Origin of the sequence: Dactylosporangium sp. CA-233914 (assembly GCF_050942935.1) — a bacterium.
Lineage (GTDB): Bacteria > Actinomycetota > Actinomycetes > Mycobacteriales > Micromonosporaceae > Dactylosporangium.
Window position 1 is genome coordinate 12,941,528 of the sequence record NZ_CP192030.1, and the last position, 19,601, is coordinate 12,961,128.

Below are 19,601 nucleotides of genomic sequence, written 5' to 3' on the forward strand. Positions count from 1 at the left end.
GACCGAACGTTTACCGAAACGCCGGCGGTACGGAGGTCACGGTGAGCTCGAGCGGCTCAGCCCCGTCCGGCTCGTCGGCGCGGCGGCGGGAGCCGAGCAGCGCCGTCCCTGACGGGGTGCTGCGCAGCGACAGGAGCAGGGCCGCGGCGAGCACCAGGACGGCCGAGTAGGCCAGGAGGTATCCGGGCCCGCTCTTCGCGTTGGGGGTGGACACGAGCAGGAACGAGAAGTCCGAGTTGCTCATGTGGTCGATGACGCTCTTGAGGCCGACCAGCACGAGCACGTTGGCGGCGAGCATGCCGCCGCTGATCCCGGCGGCGACGCGGCGGGTCGCACCGGTCGCGGTGAACACCACGGCCAGGCCGGCCAGCGCGAGCGCGAGCGTGAGGAGGTACATCGACACGTGGGCGGTGTTGAGGTACGTCAGCGGCACCTCAACCGTCCGCCCGCCCGCGGGCACGCCGCCAGTCAGCTCCTCGTCGGTGATCATCGAGCGGCTGCCGGTGAGGGTGAACGAGCCCCAGGGCAGGTACTGCGCGGCGATCGCGAGCCCGAACCCGACCGCCAGCAGCCCGAGCGCGAACACGTTCGGGCGGCGACGCTCATGCGGTACTGAAGAATCCGCTTTCGGCACTTCCAGTGGTGCGGGAGCGAGGATCTCCGGCATGGATGCGGGCTGCTCAGGCATGCCCCGCATGGTAGAGCCCCGACGTGTCAGGCGGGGGTCGCGCGCGAGCCGGCCACCGGCGGCGAAGAGGGCACCATCGGGTTTCCTCCCTTCCGTATGCCGGGCTCATCCCACCGGCGACACGGAATGGACTAGCGTCTGGTTCATGCCAACTCGCACTTCATCCGCCCGCTGGGAGGGCGACCTCCGCTCCGGCGCCGGCACCGTCTCCACCGGCTCGGGCACGTTCCAGGGCAACTACTCGTTCCCGTCGCGCTTCGAAGAGGGCAAGGGCACCAACCCCGAGGAGCTCGTCGCCGCGGCCCACGCCGCGTGCTACTCGATGGCGCTGTCCAACGGCCTGGCCAAGGCCGGCTTCACGCCGACCTCGGTCGAGACGTCGGCGGCCGTGCACTTCGGCCAGGTGGAGGGCGGCTTCGCCATCACCCGCATCGACCTGACCACCCGCGGTGACGTCCCCGGCATCGACGCCGCCGAGTTCGAGAAGCAGGCGCAGGACGCCAAGGCCGGCTGCCCGATCTCGAAGGCGCTCGCCGCGGTCGAGATCACCCTCGACGCTCAGCTCGTCTGACGTTCTTTCAAACGTTCTTGAGAGGGTTCCCGTTTTCGGGGACCCTCTTCGCATGCCGGTACGGATGAGCAAGGAGCGGTTCGAGGAGCTGGTCGGGGAGGCCCTCGACGAGGTGCCGCCGGAGCTGCTCGACCTCATGGACAACGTGGTGATCCTGGTCGTCGACGACGCGCCCCCGGATGATCCGGACCTGCTGGGGCTCTACGAGGGGCACGCGCTGACCGAGCGCGGCTGGGACTACGCCGGGGTGCTGCCGGACCGGATCTCGATTTACCGTAATCCCATCCTCACGATCTGTGACGATGAGGACGACGTGGTGGACGAGGTGGCGATCACCGTCGTGCACGAGATCGCACACCATTTCGGCATCTCCGACGAACGGCTGCACGCGCTGGGCTGGGACTGAGGGGTTGCGCCAACCATCTACCGTCACTGTGCGGTTGCCAGTACGTCTTCGAGAGGACGAGCCAGGATGCGCAGTGCGCTGTTCGCCGCCGAAAACATGGAGAAGGAGTCGCAAGAACCCGGTCTGCGGCTGCAGAACTCCAAGCTGCTCAAGGCCGAGCTCAACGGCGAGATCATGGCCCGGCAGGGGTCGATGGTCGCCTACCAGGGCCAGGTACAGTTCCAGGCGCTCGGTTCGGGCGGCGTGGGCAAGTGGCTCAAGTCCAAGCTGACCGGTGAGGGCGTGCCGCTGATGAAGTGCAGCGGGCGCGGGGACGTCTTCTTCGCCGACCGGGCCGCGGAGGTACACCTCATCGACCTCGAGCAGGGCGACGCGATCTCGATCAACGGGGCGAACGTGCTCGCGTTCGAGCCGACGCTGCAGTACGACATCAAGATGGTCCAGGGCATGGGCATGCTGTCGTCCGCGGGCCTGTTCAACTGCGTCTTCACCGGCCGGGGCCGGCTCGCGATCACGACCAAGGGCATCCCGGTGGTGCTGACGGTCGACCAGCCGACGTACGTCGACCCGCAGGCCGCGATCTGCTGGTCGGCGACCCTGCAGACCGGGTACCACCGCGCCGAGCAGCTCGGCCTCGGCACGCTCATCGGCCGCAGGACCGGCGAGGCGTTCACGATGAGCTTCGCCGGGCAGGGCTTCGTCGTCGTCCAGCCCTCCGAGGAGCCGGCGCCGGGCGCGGCCAGCGGCCAGCAACAGAGCGGCGGCATGCTCGGCGGCCTGATCGGCGACTGACGCCAGCTTGACAACGGGCCCTCCACCAGCGCGTGGAGGGCCCGTTGCCGTTCGCTACGCTGCCGTTCGTGCGAGGTGACATCTTCAAGGCCGAGAATATGGCCCAACCCCCGACCCAGGCAGGCATGAGCCTGCAACACCACAAGTGCGTCAAGTACGCCGTCAACGGCGAGGTCCTGGCCCGCCAGGGCGCGATGGTCGCGTTCCGCGGCAACCTCGGCTTCGAGGTGAAGAGCCAGGGCGTCGGCAACTTCCTCAAGCGCGCGGTCACGGGCGAGGGCGTGTCCCTCATGTCCGTCCGCGGCCAGGGCGAGGTCTGGTTCGCCTCCGGGGCGGCCGACTGCTTCATCCTGGACATCGAGCCGAACGACGCCCTGTCCATCAACGGGCGCAACGTGCTCTGCTTCGATCCGTCGCTGAAGTACGACATCCAGATGGTCCGCGGCGCCGGTATGTTCGGCGGCGGCCTGTTCAACTGCGTCTTCACCGGCCAGGGTCGGCTCGCCATCGCCTCCGAGGGCGCGCCGATCGTGATTCCGGTGAGCCCGCAGGCGCCGGTGTGCGTCGACACGGACGCCGTCGTGGGCTGGTCGAGCAGCCTGCAGACGACCATCCAGAAGAACCAGAGCCTCAAGTCGATGCTGCGCGGCGGCTCGGGCGAGCTCTTCCAGCTGGCGCTTTCGGGCCAGGGCTTCGTGATCGTCCAGCCCAGCGAGGGCAAGCCGGCGCCGGCTCAGCAGAGCAGCGGCGGAGGCATCCTGGGCGGTGTGCTCGGCGGCTGACCCCGCTCCCCGGGTGGCGCCTCGCGCTTACCCCGCGCCGCGCGACCTGGTGGCCGGTCGCGCGGCGCGGGCACGAGGGTGACCGCTCGCACCGCCGGCTGGGCTGTGGCGAACGAGACCGCGGCGCTGGACATCGCCGACGCGAGCACGGTCCGAGCCGGGCCGGCCGCTCGATGAAATCGCGATAGAACGCATATGCCGGAAGTATCCGGCGGGCGAGCTCGTGACGCCTCGTCCCCGCGATACCGGGACAGCCGGGCGGCGGTGGGCAAAATGCGGCCGAGAGACTTTGGCCTCATGACGTCTCGCCCAGGCGGAACGAGCGCCCGACAGGCCCGGAGCCGGTTCGGTCAGCTACGACGTTTCGCCCTGGCGAAGGCGGGAGAGCCAGGCGGCCGCGTCGGCGAAGTCGGCGTCGGACAGCCCCGGGGCCGGGTGCGGTGGCGGCCCGTCGTGGGCGGCACGCGGGTACGACCCCAGGAACCGCACATCGGCGCAGATGCGCCGCAGCGCCTGCAGTGCCTCGCCCATCTGCAGGTCCGCGACGTGCCCGCCGCAGTCGAGGAAGAAGACGTATCGACCCAGCCGCTCGCCCGTCGGCCGCGACTCGATCCGGGTCAGGTTGATCCCGCGCACCGACAACTCGGTGAGCACGGCCAGCAGCGCGCCGACGCGGTCGTGGGCGATGTAGACCGCGAGGGTCGTCAGGTCGTCGCCCGTCGGGGTGGGCGGCGGCCCCGGGCGGGAGACGAGCGCGAAGCGGGTCATCGCGTCCGGGTTGTCGGCGATGTCCTTGGCCAGGACGTGCAGGCCGTATCGCTCGGCGCCGATCTGCGCGCAGACCGCCGCGTCGAACTCACCCTCGGCCGCGCCGATCGCGGCGGTCGCGTTGGACAGCACGTCGAGCACGGTCGCGCCGGGGACGTGCTCGAACAGCCACCGGCGGCACTGCGCGCCGGCCTGCGGGTGCGCGGCGACCGAGCGGATCGCCGAAAGCGGCCGGTCGGCGTCGCCGGGCCGGGTGGCCAGGACGAACTGCACCGGCAGGATCACCTCGCGGGTGATGACCAGCGGATCGCCGCCCGCGAGCTCGTCCAGCGTCACGCCGACCTGGCCGCCGATGGAGTTCTCCAGCGGCACGAGCGCCGCGTCGGCGTCGCCGCCGCGGACGGCCTCGAGGCACTCGGGGACGCTGCGGGCGGCGGTCAGCACCCCGCGGGCCGCCGCCGGGATCATCTTGAGCGCCTGCTCGGAGAAGGTGCCCTCGGGCCCCAGGTACACGAACCGCGTCGGCGGCACACCAGGCATACCACCCAGCGTAGTCAGCAACCAACCGTGCCCAGCAGGGCGGGGGGTGCGGCCGCGCGCACCTCGACCGTGCACGGATCGGTTCCGAGGGTCACGACGGTCAGCGACGCCGGGTCACCCTTGGTGATGACCTGCAGCGGCTCGCTCTCGGCCACGTTCAGCACGGTGTACTGCCAGATGCCGGCACACTCCGGCGCCTTCTGCACCGACACGCCGCTGCCGGAGGGCAGGTTGGAGCGGAAGCGCCGGACGGCGGCGATGACCTGATCGCCGCTGGGGCGGCCGTTGCAGTAGCTCACGTATGCCTCGGAGAACCCGGTCGGGCTGGGCGACCCGCTGCGGCTCGGGGACGGCGTCCGGCTCGGCACCGGCGGCTCCTCGGTCGGCGGGAACACCGGCACCAGCGGCTGCTGGCTGATCAGGCTGGGCTTCGGCGGGGGCGGCGCGGACTCGGTCGGATGTCGGCACGCGCCCAGCAGCAATCCAAGGATGACGATCCCCAGCACGGCCGCCCCGGTTCGCATGGGCACATCGTAGGAGCGCCGGACGGCCGCGAAAAGTCAGGTCGTGACGCGGTGACCGGCCGCACCGAGCGCGGCCATGGCCTCGCCCAGCCGCACGGCCGGCACCAGCAGATAATCGGTGTCGTACGTCGAGAAGGCGAAGATGTTGACCCGCGCGTCGGCCAGCGGCGAGATGATCGAGGCGAGGATGCCCGTCAATGCGAGCTGGACCGGCCCGGCGACCCGCAGGCACCGCCAGGGGGTCTCGACCGCGGCCCCGGCCGGCACCCGGTCGGCCGGGCAGAGGATCGACACCTCCTCGGGCGTCCAGGTCACCGAGAAGACCTCGGTGCCGGACGCGGCGGCCTCCGCGAACCCGGTGGGCACGGGCGATCCGGCCGGCAAGCGGCAGATCGCGTAATCGCCCGGCAGGAGCGCAAGGTCCAGCATGACAAGGAGATTACGGTCTGAACGCGCAACGTGGCGGTATGCGTGACGACGGTAACTCTCTATTTCAGCTGATCGCTGAGAAGAAGGTCAGCGAGCCCACCACGGCCTCGTCCTCGACCAGCGGCGTGGCGATGGCGTCGAAGGTGCACGGGCCCTGGGCGCACCGGAGGCGGATCAGCCCGCGGGCGAGCCGGCCCGAGGTCAGCGCCATCAGCGTGGGCGTGCGGGCGACCTCGGTCTGCTCCAGCGCCATGCCGTCGCCGAAGTCGAGCAGCCGCAGCACGCCCTCGTGCTCGTCCTCCCCGAGCAGCGGGCGGCCGACCGGGGACTCGGCCAGGCCCAGCATCTTCTCGAACGACACCGACATCGCCACCACGACCTGCTCGGCGTCGATCACCAGGCAGGGCTCGGCGGCTCCGTCGACGGTCGTGCCCCAGCGATCCAGGCCCGGGTCGGTCGGCGGGAGGCCCGCGATGGAGATTTCGACGTGCTGCGCCACCGTGTCTCCTCAGGCACCGGTCGTGCGAATGCGAACACTCGGCATCCTGGCCCGATCGTCAATCCTCATCGCATCGCGTCCGGCCACCCCGAGAAGGCTACTCCGAGTGACCCCGCTTGTCAGTGCCCACCTCTTCGCCGTCGGGATACCAGCGGTAGTCCTCCGCCAGCCCGTCGTAGCCCGCCTCATACCAGGTCGTGGGGTGCATGGCCAGGGCGAACACCTTGTCGACCGTCCCGGCCGCGAGCCGGTGACCGCGGGCGTTGAGGACCCGGGGCAGCTCGTGGTATGCGGTGACCAGGCAGCCCTTCGGCACGCCGTAGAAGCTGATTTTTCCGGTCCCGGCGAACGCGAGCACCGGCATCACCGGGATCGACACGCCGGCACTGCGGGAGAGCGCCTCGGAGACGGCGCGCGCCTCGAGGCGGGCCTCCTCGACGTAGCGCGGCCGCTTGCCGTCGATCTGCACGACGTCACCCGCGAACGCGACGCGGCTGCGCCCGTGGTCCTTGACGGTCACGGCGAAGACGCCACCCGGGCCCACGGCGAGGAAGCCGGAGCGCTCGGAGCCGCCGAGCTCGCGCAGGTCCAGCACGTGCCACTCGTCGCCCAGGTGGCCGATGAGGGTGCCGATCCGGCGGTAGAGGCGGCTGTGCGCCACTTCCTCCCGGCGCGTCTCGCGCTCGGCCCGGCGGGAACGAACCCAGTCGATGGGGGACGGCCGGCCCGCGTCGACGATGACGCGATCTTCGTACCCTTCGGGCTGCGAATCTTGACCGCGGTACAGGACGTCGGTCATCTCGCACACCTCCGATGTCGCCGCTTCGGTTGCGTGTGTGTCCCAACACCGTACGTGAGCGGACCCCCACTCGGCATCATGGAGTAGCCGGAATGACATGGAGTGACTGGGATGAATGCCACATTCACGGCCCATCATGAATTTCACATAGCGACAACCAGACGATATCGGATCGACCGTTAGGGTGACCCTATGAGTGTCGACACAGAGGTCGGCAACCTGGTCACGGTGCTGCTGCACCGGCCCGGGGCGGAGCTGGCCAGGCTGACGCCGCGCAACAACGACTCGCTCCTCTTCGACGGCATCCCGTGGGTGGGGCGTGCCCAGGAGGAGCACGACACGTTCGCGGCCGCGCTGCGCTCACGCGGGGTCGAGGTGCTCTACGTCGCCACCCTGCTCGCCGAGACGCTCGCCGTGGAGGCCGCCCGCGCCGAGGTCAGCGCCGCGGCCCTGGCCGACGTCCGCCTCGGCGACACCCTGCGCGAGCACGTCGCGGCCCACCTGGCCGGGCTGTCCCCGGCGGAGCTGGCCACGACGCTGATCGCCGGCCTGAGCCGGGCCGAGCTGGGCTCCGGCAGCGGGCTCGTGCACGCCCTCATGGCGCCCGGCGACTTCGTCATCGACCCGCTGCCCAACCTGCTGTTCACGCGGGACTCATCCGTGTGGATCGGCCCGCAGGTGGCGGTGACGAGCCTGGCGATGCACGCCCGCCGGCGGGAGACGACGCTCACGCACGCCATCTACCGGCACCACCCTCGCTTCGGCGGCACCACACTGCTGTACGACCCCTCCCTGGAGCATCTGGAGGGCGGGGACGTGCTGCTGCTCGCCCCGGGCGTGCTGGCGGTCGGCGTCGGCGAGCGGACCCGCCCGTCGGGCGCCGAGCGGCTCGCCCGGCGCTGCTTCACCGCGGGGCTCGCGCACACGGTCCTGGTCGTCCCGATCGCGCAGGAGCGCGCGACGATGCACCTCGACACCGTGTGCACGATGGTGGACGTCGACGCCGTCGTGATGTATCCGAACGTCGCCGCCGACCTGCGGGCGTGGACGCTCACGGCCGAGGCGTGCACCGGCCCGGAGCCGTTCCTCATCGCCGCCGCGAGGGCGATGGGCATCGACACCCTGCGGGTCATCGACACCGGCCTCGACCCGGTGACGGCCGAGCGCGAGCAGTGGGACGACGGCAACAACACGCTGGCGATCGCGCCGCGGCTGTGCGTCGCCTACGAGCGCAACATCGAGACCAACGCGCAGCTGGAACGGCAGGGGATCGAGGTCATCCGGATTCCCGGCTCCGAGCTGGGTTCGGGCCGGGGCGGACCACGCTGCATGTCCGCCCCGATCCATCGGGCCTGATTTATTCGGTACTGCCGGAGCTCAGCGCAGCGGCTGCAGCCGTCCCAGCAGGCCTTGCTTGCTGCGGCGCTCGGCGGCCGTGAGGGGTTCGGTGACGGCGAGCGCTTCGTGGTACCGCTTGCTGAACTGCGTCACCGGCGTCTCCCACGCCTCGGCCTCGACGTCCAGCGGCAGGTCCCAGACCGGCGCCAGCAGCCCGTGCGCCCGGAACATGCCGGCGAACTTGGTGTTGTCGCCGAGCAGCAGCCCACCGCCGGCCGACAGGCGCGACAGCGCGTCGAGCGCCCGGTCCTCGTCGTCGCCGAGCACCAGCCGCACGTGGGAGCGGTCGGTCACCTGGCACCAGTAGGTCGCCGGCGCCGCGGCCAGCTTCACGGTCGGGAAGATGCTCGCGTTGGCCCGCTCCAGCGACGCCCGCACATTGGGGTCCTCGGCGGCGTCCTCGTCGAGCCAGAACTCGAAGCCGGTGTGCATCGTGATGTCGAGCGGGGCATTCTCGATCACGTCCTGCAGCCGGTCGCCGACGCCGGGCAGCGCCGGAATGTCGACGGTCTTGCCGGGCGGGGTCTCCAGCGCGCACTGCAGCGCCACGGCGAGGTCGCGCGAGACGTCGCCGGACTGCACATGGCGCTGCAGTCCGATCAGCACGCGCCCGTCGGGCTTGGTCATGGCGGGCCAGGCCATCGGCAGCACGGTGGCGAGGGTGACGGGCCGGTCGCCGTACTTCTCGGCGAACGCGGGCGCCAGCTTCAACGGCGCCGAGGCGGCCGGCACCAGCTCCCGCAGCGCGATCCACTCCGGCTCGGAGGCCAGCCCCTCGAAGGGCCGCCCGACGTACACGTCCCGGATCTTCTCGCGCTTCTCGCCGCTGCCGCCCCGGCCACGGGGGGTCTTCGCACGCTTGCTCACGGCGATCCAGCCTAGGCCTTCCCTCCCACGGACCGCCGCACACCACCACCCAACGGCGCGTCACGCACCCGCCCCGGTCTCCGATAACCGACATTTCCGATTTATCACCACACCGCGGGGCTTGCGGGGTCGAGATGGTGGTGGCATGGCGGAGCGATCCCGGCCGGGCGGTGACCCTCCGCCCGCGACGGCGGTGCCCGGCGCGCGACAACCGGCTCGGGCAGGCCTCCGCACCGGAGGTGCTCACATGAGTGAGGAGGCCCATCCCTTGGGTCAGCGACCGGGCGACGCTTACGATGCAAGCGTCTACTACTTGGCGAGCAGGTGGTAGCTGATCCATGCTGCGGCGGCAACCGCTAGCAGGATCGTCGCGCGGATGGTCCGTGGCCAGTCTCGCAGGACTTCCCGGACCGTCCGCCCGACTTCCCGGGCGATGGACTCCATCTCGTCACCTCCTCTCGGCACGGATCCGATGCGGGTCACCGTACGTGCACAGGGGGAGGGCGTCATCTTCCGATGGCCGGAATGACCTGGAGTGGATGGGATGAATGCCGCGTTCACGACCCGTCGTGAACTTCACCTGGCGACAATCGGCGCAGGCCAGATCGGCCGGTTGCCTCCGGGTGCGCCGGCCACGGTGACCGGGCATTTGCCGTCGGTTGCCGACATCCGGCCATCTCGCGACAAGCCGGGCCGCCACGACCTGTCGGATATATGCTCTGTCAGGCGAAAAATCCGTTATGTCGCGGCGCGGCAGCGCCCGACATAACGTGCCAAACCATCAGAGGGTCGCCCAGACGCACTGACCCAGGCCGTCGCGCTCGACGCCCCAACCGGTAGCCAGCGCCGCCACGATCGTCAGCCCGCGTCCGTCCACGGCGTCCGGAGCGGCGACACGCAGCTGGGGCCCCGCGGGGGAGCCGCCGTCGGTCACGCGGATCTCCAGGGTGCCGTCGGTCAGCAGGCGCCAGGCCACGCGGATGACGTCGCCCGGCAGCGGGGCGGCGTGACGGACCGCGTTGCCCACCAGCTCGGCCGCGATCGCGATCGCGTCGTCCAGCCGGTCCGCCGGGATCAGGGCGTCCAGCTCGTCGGCGAGGCGGTGGCGGGCCACATGCGCGCCCCGGGCGTGGTGGGGCACCACGACGCACCAGGCGCGCGGTTCCGCGACGGTTGTGGACACGCTCTCAAGCCTCCCCGGGGCCGTCGGCGTCAGCTCGGGGCAGTCGCACCTCGGCGACAGTCCCTCCCCCTCGACGTGGTCGCAATGATACCCATCCATGTTGACGCTCGACGATCCGGCGGACGAGGTACAACCCCAGCCCGACGCCGCCGCCCGTGCGCTGGGCGCCGGTCTCCAGCTGCCAGAACCGGTCGAACGCGCGCTCGACGTGTTCGGGGCGGATGCCGACGCCCCGGTCCGACACACGAAACCAGACTGTCTGCGGGTCCGCACCCGCGGTCAGCTCGATCTCTACCCAATTTGGCGAGTATTTACCCGCATTGGTGACCAATTCCGCCAGTACGGTGGCGAGGCTCGCACGGTCGCCGCGGGTCTTGGGCAGCGTCCGCGGCAGCGACACCGTCAACGACCGGCGCTGCTCGGCGTTGAGCTCGTCGACCGCGGCGCCGAGCGACTCCACGAGGTCGAAGGGCAGCAGCGTGGCCGAGTCGATCGCCGCGCCGTCGTCGCCGACCGCGTTGAGCAGGCGGTCGACCAGGCGGCTCAGCTCGCGGGCGCGCTGGCCGACGACGTTGATCGCCTCGCGGCGCGCATCCTCGGGCAGGGACTCCCAGTGGTCGACGAGCGTGTCGACGTATCCCCGGATCACCGTGATCGGCGTGCGCAGCTCGTGCCCGGTCAGCGCGATGAACAGGTCGTGCCCCTCTGGCGGCTGGTCCGGCCGCGCGCGGAACGACACCGCGAGGTCCTCGGAGTCCGGCACGCGGGCGGCGCGGATTTCGATCCAGGTGCCGCTGGGCAGCTGATGCTCGACAGCCTCGTCGGCGGCCGGCAGCGGGAACGGCCACGGCTCCCCGATCGCGGTGTCGGCCGGGCGGGAGGTCAGCAGCGCGGCCGGCGGGTTCCAGGAGCGGACCCGGTGCGCGGCGTCGAGCACCGCGAACGGCTCGGAGGCGGGCCGGACCGCGGGCGCGTCGCTGTAGACGGGCAGGCCGCGGCCCAGGCCGTACTGCAACGCGATCAGCGAGGCCACGAACCGCAGTGCCGAGCGCTGCCGCTCGTCCGCGGCCCCCTCCGCGTCGCGGAAGCTCACCAGCAGCACCCCGACCGCCGTGCCGTTGGCGGTGGCCTCGACGGCCATCACGCGGTGCAGGCCGCGGCTGTCCAGCTGCTGGCCGCCCGCGGTGCCGATGAGGCTGCTCGGGAACTCGCGGACGCGCGAGCCGTATTGCAGGATCCCCCGCACCGCCGGGTGGATGAGGTCGATCGGGCGCCCGAGCGACCACGAAAGCTCCAGGGCTGCCGCGACGACCCGGCCGGTCTCCTGCGCGTATTCCACGAAGGCCGCGCCGGTCGCCCCGGTGGCCGCGGCTGCCACCTCGACGGAGCGCTGCAGGCCGGTGAGGCCGCCGCCGCCGGAGTTCAGCTCCTCCGCCACCTCGGCGAGACCGCTGAAGACCAGCGGACCAGCATCGACCATGGTGCGAGTCTGCCTCTCCGCGCCGCGCATGAAAAGGTTGTGCGTAAAACTTGTATCAGCCTTGGCTAATCGCGATGACCCATCTCACGCAGGCGTTCGATGACGTATGCGGGCCGGTCGGAGATGATGCCGTCCACGCGCAGCTTGGTCACCAGGTCGACCGCGTCGGGCTCGTTCACCGTCCACACGTAGACCGGGAACCCGCGCCGGTGCAGGCGCTCGACCAGCTCGGGAGACGCCCGCAGCAGCTGCACCCCGGGCCCGCCGATCGTGCTGCCGGGCGGGAGCCAGCCGATGCGGCTCGGCACCGACCAGACGTCGATGAGCATGACGGTGGGCAGCGCCGGCGCCAGCTGCCGGACCCGCTTCACCGCGTTGGCCGAGAACGACATCATGGTGACCTGCAGCGGGCGCTCGAGGTCCGGGCGCTCCAGGCCGTACCGACGCAGCAGTTTGAGCAGCGCGAGCTCCACGGTGCCGCCGTAGCGGACCGGGTGCTTGGTCTCGATGAGCAGCCGCATCGGGCGACCGGCGTCGGTGGCCACGCCGAGGAGCCGGTCGAGCGTCAGGACCTTGCTCCGCCAGCGGTCGTCGACCCGGTAGCGGTCGATCATGAGCTCGTCGGGCGAGTCGGGCAGGTCGGCGCGCCAGGAGGCGAAGTCGAACCGGTCGAGCTCGGCGAGCGTCTGGGTGCTGACCCGGCCGCGGCCGTCGCTGGTGCGGTCGATGCGGGAGTCGTGCAGGCACACCAGGTGGCCGTCGCGGGTGAGCCGGACGTCACACTCCAGCCCGTCGGCGCCCTCCTCGATGGCGAGCAGGTACGCGTCCAGGGTGTGCTCGGCGTGACGGCGCGAGGAGCCCCGGTGGGCGAAGACGAGCGGCCGGTAGTCCTCCGACAGCTCAGATGACCCGGGGAGCACCGCCGTCCTCGCTCACCATCGGGCGCCCGGCCGCGGCCCAGCTCTGCATGCCACCGTCGAGGTTGATCGTGCGGTCCAGCCCGTTCTGCTGCAGGAACGCCACGACCTGGCCGGAGCGGCCGCCGACCCGGCAGACCACGAACACGTCGCGGTCGGCGGGGATGTCGCCGAGCCGCGCCGGTATTTCCATCATGGGCACGTGCACGGCGCCCGGCGCGTGGCCGGCCGCCCACTCGTCGTCCTCGCGCACGTCGAGGAGGAAGGCTTCGTCCGGTACGTCCCCGGCCGAGACCGCCGGGATGGAGGGTCGCCTGAACACCGGATCAGGTTACCCGCGCGACCGTGACTACATGTGGTTGACCCAGGTGGGGTTCTCCACCGCCCACGAGTCGAGCAGATCCCCGCGCATCGCGGTGTAGAGGCCCTCGGACTCGGGCAGGGCCACGACGTAGGAGATCCCGCCGATGTCCTGGGGCTCCGACGGCACCTGCAGGCCCATGAGGTTGTTCGGGCTCACATTGCGCAGTGCGAACATCAGGTCGGCCAGCGACACCCCGTTGGTGTCGACGGTGAGCGCCTGGCCGATCGCGCGGATGAACTTGTCCAGCGCGATCGGGTTGGTGGTGAGGTCCTTCTGCTGCGCCTTGGTGAGCATCGCCCGGATGAACTTCTGCTGGTTCTTCTGGCGGTCGTAGTCGCCGTTGGCGAGGCTCTTGCGCTGCCGGACCAGGTCGAGCGCCTGCCATGACTCGAGGTGGTGGCAGCCGGGCTCGTAGATGGCCGGGTGGCCGCCGTCGGCGGGCGAGAGGTAGTTGCCCTTGTCGTCCCAGCCGAGGTGGATCGAGGTGACCTTCTGGTCGATGCACATGTCGACGCCGCCGAGCAGGTCGACCGCGGTCTTGAAGCCCTCGAAGTCGACGATCGCGGCGCCGTCGAACTGGATGCCGAGCAGGCTGTGCAGCGTCTCGGCGAGCAGCTGGACGCCGCCCTCGCCACCCCCGCCGTACTGGAAGGCGCCGTTGATCTTCTCGTGCGACGCGCCGGTGAAGCCGGTCGGCGCGAACGAGGGGATCTTCACCCGCAGGTCGCGTGGGATGGACAGCAGGTAGGCGCGGTCCATCGTGGCCGGGATGTGCAGGATGATGATCGAGTCCGAGCGCTGGCCGTCCTCGGGGTCGAGCGCGCGCAGGTCGGAGCCGAGCAGCAGGTAGTTGAGCGGCCCGTCGACGGCGCGGTGCCGGGTCCCCTCGTCGGCGTTGCCGGCCCGCGAGTTGTCGCCCAGCAGGGTCCGCTGGTTGATGCTCGCGGTGTAGCGCTGGTTGAGGAAGGTGACGCCGGCGACCGCGGTGCCGGAGACCAGCACGATCGCGACGCCGAGGATGATGAGCAGCCGCGCCCAGATCGGGTCGTGCCCGGGAAGTTTCGGCTTCTTCGCAGATGGCGCGGATCCGGGCCTTTTCGCACTTTTCGCGTTATTCTGGCCCGGGCGAGGTTCGCGCACAGTGGAGGCACCGGCGGTGTCGTCCAACTCCCCAAGCATGCGCTGCCCCCGAGGCCGCCCGCCCGCACGTCGGGCGGGATTCATCTGAGTCTACGTTCGCGGCGAGAAGTCCGCGCGCCCGCGGACCGGGCGTGTGCTTCCCGAAGCCGTCCAAACAGCCGATTTCTATCGTTCACTGGACGTTTGGGCAATGAGATCTACACGACAGCCCGAGCATGCAACCCTCGCCAAGGGAAGACATGCCCGGGCTTGCCCGATTTCTCACATCTATTTGGTAGTAGCCTTCGCCGACGGCGCCGTGGACGGCTTCGGCCCGTTGGCCGCCATCCAGTCCGCCATCTTGTCGTTGCGCACGGCCTCGTGGAGCGCCGCCGCCTTCTCCTTGTTCGGCACCACGACGTCCTCGCCGTTGATCATCTTGCTGCCGTCGTTCGGGCTGACCAGGAACGTCAGGTCGTCGCTGCGCAGGCTGCGGAACTGCAGCGCCATGTCGGCCAGCGAGAAGTCCTTGTCCACGGTCATCGCCTTGGTGACCGCCTTGAGGAACGAGTTGAGCTTGCCCGGGTTCGACACCGTGCCGGAGCTGACGGCCTTGTCGAGGATGGCCTTCATCATCTCCTGCTGGTGACGCATGCGGGCGAAGTCGCCGTCGGCGAACTGGTAACGCTGCCGCGCGTAGTCCAGCGCCTCGTCGCCGTTGAGGTGGTTCATGCCCTTCTTGAACTGCCGCTTCGGCGGGTGGATCGAGGTGATGTCCTTCTCGATGTTCATGTCGATGCCGCCGAGGGCGTCGATGACCTGCTTGAACCCGCCGAAGTCGATGAGCAGGACGTGGTCCATGCGGACCTTCGTGTACTCCTCGATCGTCTGCACCGTCAGCGGCGTGCCACCCCACGAGAAGGAGGCGTTGAGCTTCGCGTTCGTGTTGCCGTACTGCGTCGTCTTGCTCTTCGGGATGTGCACGTAGAGGTCGCGCGGCATCGAGATCAGGTAGGCGTGCTTGTGGTCGGCCGGGATGTGCAGCATGATCATCGTGTCGGTGCGCCACTCGCCCGCCTTGCCCTTGTTGTCGGGGTCGCGGGAGTCGCTGCCCAGCAGCAGGATGTTCAGCGCGCCGTCGGCCACCTTCGGCGGGCGACCGTCGGTGATCTGCGAGAACGGGTCGTCGCGGTTGAGGCCGGAGTCGACGTATTTGTAGTAGATGAAGCCGCCGAGGCCGGCCAGCAGCGCCAGCACGAGGATGCCGGCGCCGGCCACCAGGGCGATGCGGCCCCAGCGCGGCCGGATCTTCTTGCGACCGGAGTACTCCGCGCCGTTACCGGGCGTGCGGCCACCCCCGCGGTTCGGCGGTGGCGGCGTCTTCGGCCGGCCGTACACGCCCGACGACGCGGAGCCGGCGGGGCCGTTGGCTGCGGAGACGCGGGCACGACCGCCCGACGTCGATGCGAGCGCGCCGGGCACCGAGGCCCGACCCGAGGACGGGCCACGTGAAGCAGGCGTGGTGGGCATAGCAACCACGATACGAACCCGACGCCGTCGAGCCACGTAACCGCGGTGGGCGCGGCACGAACCCGGGAGAGTGTCAGCGGTTGCGGAAATACTCCACCGTGCGCGCCAGCCCCTCCTCCGGGCCGATCTCCGGCTCGTATCCAAGCAGCTCACGCGCCTTGGTCAGGTCGGGCCGGCGCCGCTCGGGGTCGTCCGCCGTCCGGGCGATGAGCGCCACGCGGGAGGTGCTGTCGCAAATCCGCACGATCGACTCGGCGAGCTCGAGCATGGTCATCTCGTGGGTGGTGCCGCAGTTGATCGGGCCGGTCTCGTGCGAGTCGAGCAGCGCGAGGATGCCGCGGACGAGGTCCGAGACGTAGGTGATCGAGCGGGTCTGGGTGCCGGTGCCGTGAACCGTGATCGGCTCGCCGCGCAGCGCCTGGGAGATGAAGGTCGGGATCGCGCGCCCGTCGTCGGGGCGCATGCGCTCGCCGTAGGTGTTGAAGATCCGCACGATGCCCACGTCGGCGCCGCGGCCGCGGTGGTAGCCCATGACGGCCGCCTCCGAGAAGCGCTTGGCCTCGTCGTAGACGCTGCGGATGCCGATCGGGTTGACGTTGCCCCAGTAGGTCTCCGGCTGCGGGTGAACCAGGGGGTCGCCGTAGGCCTCCGACGTCGAGGCCAGAATGAACCGCGCCCCGTCGGCAACGGCCCGCTCCAGCAGCTGCAGGGTCGCGAGCGAGCCGACCCGCAGGATCTCCACCGGCAGCGACTCGAAGTCGGTCGGGCTGGCCGGCGACGCGAAGTGCATGATCGCGTCGAACCGCGCGGCGAGCGCCTCGACGGCCGGCAGCGGCTCGGTGGCGTCGGCCTCCACCAGCGTGAAACGCGGGTGGCTCTCGAGGTGCGCGACGTTGTCCTTGCTCCCGGTGAGGAAGTTGTCGACGACGACGACCTCGGCCCCCCGGGCGATCAGGGCATCGGCGAGGTGAGAGCCGACGAACCCGGCACCACCGGTCAGCAGGACGCGGTGACCCTCGCCGTAACGCTGCGGAACGACCATGCCCGACAGCCTAGCGGTTCCCGAGCCGGGCCCGGAGCCCCGGCAGGCGCCCCGGACCCGGCCTTACCGGGTGTATCTGGATCTTGATTCTCAGTGCGCGCCGGCGCCGGTCAGTGACCGGGCCTCCAGCTCCGCGTACTTGTCCTCGTCCCGCTCCTTGCTGGTCAGCGCCCCGATGGCGGCGAAGATGAACCCGATCGGGATCGAGATCAGGCCCGGGTTCTCCAGCGGGATCGGTGCTGCGGTCGTGCAGCTGAACAGCGCGGTGGCGTTGGACACCTGCTTGCTGTCCTGGGCCACGCCGCAGTCCTTGGCCTGGGCCGCGGTGAGCGTCGCCGGGGTGCGGGCGTCGCTGACCCCGCCCCAGGCGATCGGGCTGAGCAGCACCACGCCGACGGCCGAGATGAGCCCGGCGTAGATGCCCCAGGTCGCACCGCGGGTGTTGAACCGCTTCCAGAACAGCGAGAACAGGATCGCCGGCAGGTTCGCCGACGCGGCGATCGCGAACGCGAGGGCCACCAGGAACGCGACGTTGAGGTTGCGGGCGACGATGCCGAGCACGATGGCGACGGCGCCGATGACGAAGGCGGAGTACCGCGCGACGACGACCTCCTGCCGCTCGTCCGTCTGGCCCCGCTTGATCACGTTGGCGTAGAGGTCGTGCGCGAGCGAGGACGACGACGCCAGGGTGAGCCCGGCGACGACCGCCAGGATGGTGGCGAAGGCGACGGCGGCGATGATCGCCAGGAGCAGCGATCCGCCGAAGTCACCCCCGAGGTACCGCCGGCCCAGCTCCTGCGCCAGCTGCGGGGCCGCGGTGTTGCCGGCCGCGTCCTGCGCGACGATCGCCTGGCGGCCGACCAGCGCCGCGGCGCCGAAGCCCAGCGCCAGGGTCATCAGGTAGAACACGCCGATGAGGCCGATCGCCCAGACGACGCTCTTGCGGGCCGCCCTGGCGTTGGGGACGGTGTAGAACCGGATCAGGATGTGCGGCAGGCCGGCGGTGCCGAGGACCAGGGCCAGGCCGAGCGAGATCAGGTCCAGCTTGCTGACCAGGGTCGCCGTGGCGTTGCCGGCGAACTCGCGGCCGTAGCGCAGCCCCGGCTCCAGGAACACCTCCGCCGGGTTGCGGCCCGACTTCGCGGCCGCCTCGCCGAGCAGGCTCGACAGGTTGAACTTGAAGTGCGCGAGCACGAGCAGGGTCAGGACCAGAGCGCCGATCATCAGCATGAACGCCTTGACGATCTGCACGTAGGTCGTGCCCTTCATGCCACCGACGGTGACGTACACGATCATCAGCACGCCGATGAGCGCGATCGTGACGATCTTCGCCGTCTCGGTGCTCATGCCCAGGAACGTGTCGCCGGCCTTGATGCCCAGCAGCAGGGCGACCAGCGCACCGGCGCCGACCATCTGCGCCAGCAGGTAGAAGATCGACACGATGATCGTCGAGATGCTGCCCGCCGTGCGCACCGGAGCCTGCCGCATGCGGAAGGCGAGCACGTCGGCCATCGTGTACCGGCCCGAGTTGCGCATGAGCTCGGCGACCAGCAGCAGCGCGACCAGCCAGGCGACCAGGAAGCCGATGCTGTACAGGAAGCCGTCGTACCCGTTGAGCGCGATGATGCCGGCGATGCCGAGGAAGCTCGCCGCCGACATGTAGTCGCCGCCGATCGCCATGCCGTTCTGGAAGCCGCTGAACGAGCGCCCACCGGCGTAGAAGTCCGCCGCGCTGCGGGTCTGCCGGCTGGCCCAGACCGTGATCGCCAGCGTGACGGCGACCAGGATCACGAACATCGTGAGCGTCAGCGTGCGCTGCGTGCCCACCGAGACCGCGGCCAGGTACTGCTGGTCAGGCATCGCTGTCCCCCTCCTCCGTAGCCGGGGCGCCCTCGATGCGGGCCCGCAGGTCGTCGGCGAGCGGGTCGATGGACCGCTCGGCGTAGCGCGCGTAGAGCCAGGCGATGAGGAACGTCGATACGAACTGCAGGAGCCCGAAGATCAGGGCCACGTTGATGTGCCCGACGACCTTGGTGCTCATGAAGTCGCGGGCGTAGGCGGACAACAGGACGTACAGCGCGTACCAGACGAGGAACGCGACGGAAACCGGAAACACGAAGCGCCGCAGCGCGCGCCGCAGCGTGTCGAACTCCGGCGAGCGCGCGACGGCGACGTAACGGTTCTCGCCGGTCTCCGCGGACGCCGGGGTCTCGGTGCTCATGGTTGATCACCACCTGCCGTTAGGGGTGCGGGTAACCGCGCACGCTAGAAAGCCGGCAGGCATCTATAAAAGTCTCTACCCCGCATCGGTACTCCGGGTGCGCCGAACGGCATCACCCCTGCGCCGAGTGACACCCGTCACACCGGTTACCGGTAGTATCGAAACTTCTCAGCGGCGGTAGCGGCCGCGCTCGTGGATCAGAGGTTCGGCCGGCGCGTCGGGCAGGGTGATCCGCTCGATCACGGCCTCGACCAGCAGCGACCAACCCTTGGGCTCGGCGCCGGCCAGGCGGCAGGCCGCCCAGGTGTGGCCGGGCGGCACCGGGCCGAAGTCCGTGCGCTCCCAGTCGCCCGTGGCGAAGAGGCCGCCGGGGGCCGGCAGCAGACCCGCGAAGCGATCGGCCAGCTGGCGGTCGGCGGACTCCAGGAGCGCCACCGCGAAGCGGCCGCTCTCCTCGAGGGCCTCCCACAGGTCGCTCTCCTCGTCGATCAGGCCGAAGACCCGGCCCGGATCGCCGTCCGCCACCAGCGTCGAGGAGACCGTCAGGCCCTGCTCGCCCCGGCGCGTGCCGGTGGCGGTCCACAGCGTCACGCCGGACGGCAGGCGGCCGCGCAGCCTGCGGATCGGCGACTTGAGCTCGTCCGGCGTCGCGAACGGGTCCGAGGCGTGGATGCTCACGTCC

The 19,601-nt window shown here is 70.4% G+C and carries 23 protein-coding genes and 1 pseudogene; 6 read left to right on the forward strand and 18 right to left on the reverse strand.

Annotated elements, in window-relative coordinates; translation table 11 throughout:
- Nucleotides 1–10 precede the first annotated feature (10 nt).
- The gene (locus ACQPY0_RS58040) at nucleotides 11–688 is read right to left on the reverse strand and encodes a hypothetical protein (RefSeq protein ID WP_432982224.1); all 678 of its coding nucleotides are present in this window, start codon (nucleotides 686–688) and stop codon (nucleotides 11–13) included.
- 145 nt (nucleotides 689–833) lie between these two features.
- Between ACQPY0_RS58040 and ACQPY0_RS58045 the strand changes: the two genes are divergently transcribed.
- The 4 genes from ACQPY0_RS58045 to ACQPY0_RS58060 all read left to right on the forward strand — a co-directional run bounded on the left by ACQPY0_RS58045 (nucleotide 834) and on the right by ACQPY0_RS58060 (nucleotide 3,239).
- Nucleotides 834–1,259, forward strand: a complete 426-nt coding sequence (locus tag ACQPY0_RS58045; protein ID WP_432982227.1) for an OsmC family protein — start codon at nucleotides 834–836, stop codon at nucleotides 1,257–1,259.
- Between the two features lie 52 nt (nucleotides 1,260–1,311).
- Nucleotides 1,312–1,665, forward strand: a complete 354-nt coding sequence (locus tag ACQPY0_RS58050) for a metallopeptidase family protein (protein WP_432982230.1) — start codon at nucleotides 1,312–1,314, stop codon at nucleotides 1,663–1,665.
- 66 nt (nucleotides 1,666–1,731) lie between these two features.
- Nucleotides 1,732–2,457 (forward strand): AIM24 family protein, encoded by a 726-nt coding sequence (locus ACQPY0_RS58055; RefSeq protein ID WP_432982233.1) that lies wholly within the window; start codon nucleotides 1,732–1,734, stop codon nucleotides 2,455–2,457.
- Between the two features lie 68 nt (nucleotides 2,458–2,525).
- Nucleotides 2,526–3,239 carry an AIM24 family protein gene (locus tag ACQPY0_RS58060; RefSeq protein ID WP_432982236.1) on the forward strand — a complete coding sequence of 238 codons (714 nt, stop codon included), beginning with the start codon at nucleotides 2,526–2,528 and terminating at the stop codon, nucleotides 3,237–3,239.
- Nucleotides 3,240–3,593: 354 nt separating this feature from the next.
- Here ACQPY0_RS58060 and pheA read toward each other — a convergent pair whose 3' ends face one another.
- The 5 genes from pheA to ACQPY0_RS58085 form a co-directional block, all read right to left on the reverse strand.
- Nucleotides 3,594–4,547 (reverse strand): prephenate dehydratase, encoded by a 954-nt coding sequence (gene pheA, locus ACQPY0_RS58065; protein ID WP_432982239.1) that lies wholly within the window; start codon nucleotides 4,545–4,547, stop codon nucleotides 3,594–3,596.
- Between the two features lie 14 nt (nucleotides 4,548–4,561).
- Nucleotides 4,562–5,071 carry a hypothetical protein gene (locus ACQPY0_RS58070; protein WP_432982242.1) on the reverse strand — a complete coding sequence of 170 codons (510 nt, stop codon included), beginning with the start codon at nucleotides 5,069–5,071 and terminating at the stop codon, nucleotides 4,562–4,564.
- 36 nt (nucleotides 5,072–5,107) lie between these two features.
- On the reverse strand, nucleotides 5,108–5,500 hold the full coding sequence (locus ACQPY0_RS58075; RefSeq protein ID WP_432982245.1) for an ACT domain-containing protein: 393 nt from the start codon (nucleotides 5,498–5,500) through the stop codon (nucleotides 5,108–5,110).
- 64 nt (nucleotides 5,501–5,564) lie between these two features.
- On the reverse strand, nucleotides 5,565–5,999 hold the full coding sequence (locus ACQPY0_RS58080; RefSeq protein WP_432982248.1) for a hypothetical protein: 435 nt from the start codon (nucleotides 5,997–5,999) through the stop codon (nucleotides 5,565–5,567).
- Nucleotides 6,000–6,096: 97 nt separating this feature from the next.
- Nucleotides 6,097–6,798 (reverse strand): nuclease-related domain-containing protein, encoded by a 702-nt coding sequence (locus ACQPY0_RS58085; protein WP_432982251.1) that lies wholly within the window; start codon nucleotides 6,796–6,798, stop codon nucleotides 6,097–6,099.
- A gap of 192 nt (nucleotides 6,799–6,990) precedes the next feature.
- On the opposite strand from ACQPY0_RS58085, the gene ACQPY0_RS58090 reads away from it, so the two are divergent.
- Entirely contained in the window at nucleotides 6,991–8,154 is a 1,164-nt protein-coding gene (locus tag ACQPY0_RS58090) for an arginine deiminase (RefSeq protein WP_432982254.1), read from the forward strand.
- A 21-nt stretch (nucleotides 8,155–8,175) separates the two neighbouring features.
- Here the strand turns inward: ACQPY0_RS58090 and ACQPY0_RS58095 are convergent, their stop codons facing one another.
- Nucleotides 8,176–9,063, reverse strand: coding sequence for a DUF5926 family protein (locus tag ACQPY0_RS58095; RefSeq protein ID WP_432982257.1), 888 nt, complete (start codon nucleotides 9,061–9,063; stop codon nucleotides 8,176–8,178).
- Between the two features lie 309 nt (nucleotides 9,064–9,372).
- Nucleotides 9,373–9,507, reverse strand: coding sequence for a hypothetical protein (locus ACQPY0_RS58100; RefSeq protein WP_432982260.1), 135 nt, complete (start codon nucleotides 9,505–9,507; stop codon nucleotides 9,373–9,375).
- 100 nt (nucleotides 9,508–9,607) lie between these two features.
- Here ACQPY0_RS58100 and ACQPY0_RS58105 point away from each other — a divergent pair, with 100 nt between their 5' ends.
- Nucleotides 9,608–9,832: a hypothetical protein gene (locus ACQPY0_RS58105; RefSeq protein ID WP_432982262.1), complete on the forward strand. Its 225-nt coding sequence runs from the start codon at nucleotides 9,608–9,610 to the stop codon at nucleotides 9,830–9,832.
- A gap of 12 nt (nucleotides 9,833–9,844) precedes the next feature.
- Here the strand turns inward: ACQPY0_RS58105 and ACQPY0_RS58110 are convergent, their stop codons facing one another.
- The 10 genes and pseudogenes from ACQPY0_RS58110 to ACQPY0_RS58155 form a co-directional block, all read right to left on the reverse strand.
- Nucleotides 9,845–10,246: an ATP-binding protein gene (locus tag ACQPY0_RS58110; RefSeq protein WP_432982265.1), complete on the reverse strand. Its 402-nt coding sequence runs from the start codon at nucleotides 10,244–10,246 to the stop codon at nucleotides 9,845–9,847.
- A 4-nt stretch (nucleotides 10,247–10,250) separates the two neighbouring features.
- Nucleotides 10,251–11,726 (reverse strand): sensor histidine kinase, encoded by a 1,476-nt coding sequence (locus tag ACQPY0_RS58115; RefSeq protein ID WP_432982268.1) that lies wholly within the window; start codon nucleotides 11,724–11,726, stop codon nucleotides 10,251–10,253.
- 65 nt (nucleotides 11,727–11,791) lie between these two features.
- The gene (locus ACQPY0_RS58120; RefSeq protein WP_432982271.1) at nucleotides 11,792–12,646 is read right to left on the reverse strand and encodes a glycerophosphodiester phosphodiesterase; all 855 of its coding nucleotides are present in this window, start codon (nucleotides 12,644–12,646) and stop codon (nucleotides 11,792–11,794) included.
- Entirely contained in the window at nucleotides 12,627–12,965 is a 339-nt protein-coding gene (locus ACQPY0_RS58125) for a rhodanese-like domain-containing protein (protein ID WP_432982274.1), read from the reverse strand. The genes ACQPY0_RS58120 and ACQPY0_RS58125 overlap by 20 nt, the downstream gene beginning before the upstream one ends.
- Before the next feature lie 27 nt (nucleotides 12,966–12,992).
- The gene (locus tag ACQPY0_RS58130) at nucleotides 12,993–14,174 is read right to left on the reverse strand and encodes an LCP family protein (protein ID WP_432982277.1); all 1,182 of its coding nucleotides are present in this window, start codon (nucleotides 14,172–14,174) and stop codon (nucleotides 12,993–12,995) included.
- Nucleotides 14,175–14,414: 240 nt separating this feature from the next.
- Nucleotides 14,415–15,656 (reverse strand): LCP family protein, encoded by a 1,242-nt coding sequence (locus tag ACQPY0_RS58135; RefSeq protein WP_432982280.1) that lies wholly within the window; start codon nucleotides 15,654–15,656, stop codon nucleotides 14,415–14,417.
- 73 nt (nucleotides 15,657–15,729) lie between these two features.
- The gene (locus ACQPY0_RS58140) at nucleotides 15,730–16,698 is read right to left on the reverse strand and encodes an NAD-dependent epimerase/dehydratase family protein (protein WP_432982283.1); all 969 of its coding nucleotides are present in this window, start codon (nucleotides 16,696–16,698) and stop codon (nucleotides 15,730–15,732) included.
- Nucleotides 16,699–17,069: 371 nt separating this feature from the next.
- A pseudogene (locus tag ACQPY0_RS58145) lies at nucleotides 17,070–18,558 on the reverse strand (solute symporter family protein); the annotation flags it as partial.
- On the reverse strand, nucleotides 18,551–18,919 hold the full coding sequence (locus ACQPY0_RS58150) for a DUF485 domain-containing protein (RefSeq protein ID WP_432982286.1): 369 nt from the start codon (nucleotides 18,917–18,919) through the stop codon (nucleotides 18,551–18,553). The gene ACQPY0_RS58150 and the pseudogene ACQPY0_RS58145, both read right to left, overlap by 8 nt.
- 168 nt (nucleotides 18,920–19,087) lie before the next feature.
- Complete coding sequence (locus ACQPY0_RS58155) at nucleotides 19,088–19,597, reverse strand: flavin reductase family protein (protein ID WP_432982289.1); 510 nt, start codon at nucleotides 19,595–19,597, stop codon at nucleotides 19,088–19,090.
- Nucleotides 19,598–19,601 lie beyond the last annotated feature (4 nt).

Excerpts from the sequence above, each read along its gene's own strand:
- ACQPY0_RS58100 (WP_432982260.1), bottom strand. The coding sequence starts at position 9,507 with ATGGAGTCCATCGCCCGGGAAGTCGGGCGGACGGTCCGGGAAGTCCTG.
- ACQPY0_RS58150 (WP_432982286.1), bottom strand. The coding sequence starts at position 18,919 with ATGAGCACCGAGACCCCGGCGTCCGCGGAGACCGGCGAGAACCGTTAC.
- ACQPY0_RS58050 (WP_432982230.1), top strand. The coding sequence starts at position 1,312 with ATGCCGGTACGGATGAGCAAGGAGCGGTTCGAGGAGCTGGTCGGGGAG.
- ACQPY0_RS58070 (WP_432982242.1), bottom strand. The coding sequence starts at position 5,071 with ATGCGAACCGGGGCGGCCGTGCTGGGGATCGTCATCCTTGGATTGCTG.
- ACQPY0_RS58140 (WP_432982283.1), bottom strand. The coding sequence starts at position 16,698 with ATGGTCGTTCCGCAGCGTTACGGCGAGGGTCACCGCGTCCTGCTGACC.
- ACQPY0_RS58085 (WP_432982251.1), bottom strand. The coding sequence starts at position 6,798 with ATGACCGACGTCCTGTACCGCGGTCAAGATTCGCAGCCCGAAGGGTAC.
- ACQPY0_RS58045 (WP_432982227.1), top strand. The coding sequence starts at position 834 with ATGCCAACTCGCACTTCATCCGCCCGCTGGGAGGGCGACCTCCGCTCC.
- ACQPY0_RS58055 (WP_432982233.1), top strand. The coding sequence starts at position 1,732 with ATGCGCAGTGCGCTGTTCGCCGCCGAAAACATGGAGAAGGAGTCGCAA.
- ACQPY0_RS58105 (WP_432982262.1), top strand. The coding sequence starts at position 9,608 with ATGAATGCCGCGTTCACGACCCGTCGTGAACTTCACCTGGCGACAATC.
- ACQPY0_RS58040 (WP_432982224.1), bottom strand. The coding sequence starts at position 688 with ATGCCTGAGCAGCCCGCATCCATGCCGGAGATCCTCGCTCCCGCACCA.
- ACQPY0_RS58115 (WP_432982268.1), bottom strand. The coding sequence starts at position 11,726 with ATGGTCGATGCTGGTCCGCTGGTCTTCAGCGGTCTCGCCGAGGTGGCG.
- ACQPY0_RS58090 (WP_432982254.1), top strand. The coding sequence starts at position 6,991 with ATGAGTGTCGACACAGAGGTCGGCAACCTGGTCACGGTGCTGCTGCAC.
- pheA (WP_432982239.1), bottom strand. The coding sequence starts at position 4,547 with ATGCCTGGTGTGCCGCCGACGCGGTTCGTGTACCTGGGGCCCGAGGGC.
- ACQPY0_RS58075 (WP_432982245.1), bottom strand. The coding sequence starts at position 5,500 with ATGCTGGACCTTGCGCTCCTGCCGGGCGATTACGCGATCTGCCGCTTG.
- ACQPY0_RS58135 (WP_432982280.1), bottom strand. The coding sequence starts at position 15,656 with ATGCCCACCACGCCTGCTTCACGTGGCCCGTCCTCGGGTCGGGCCTCG.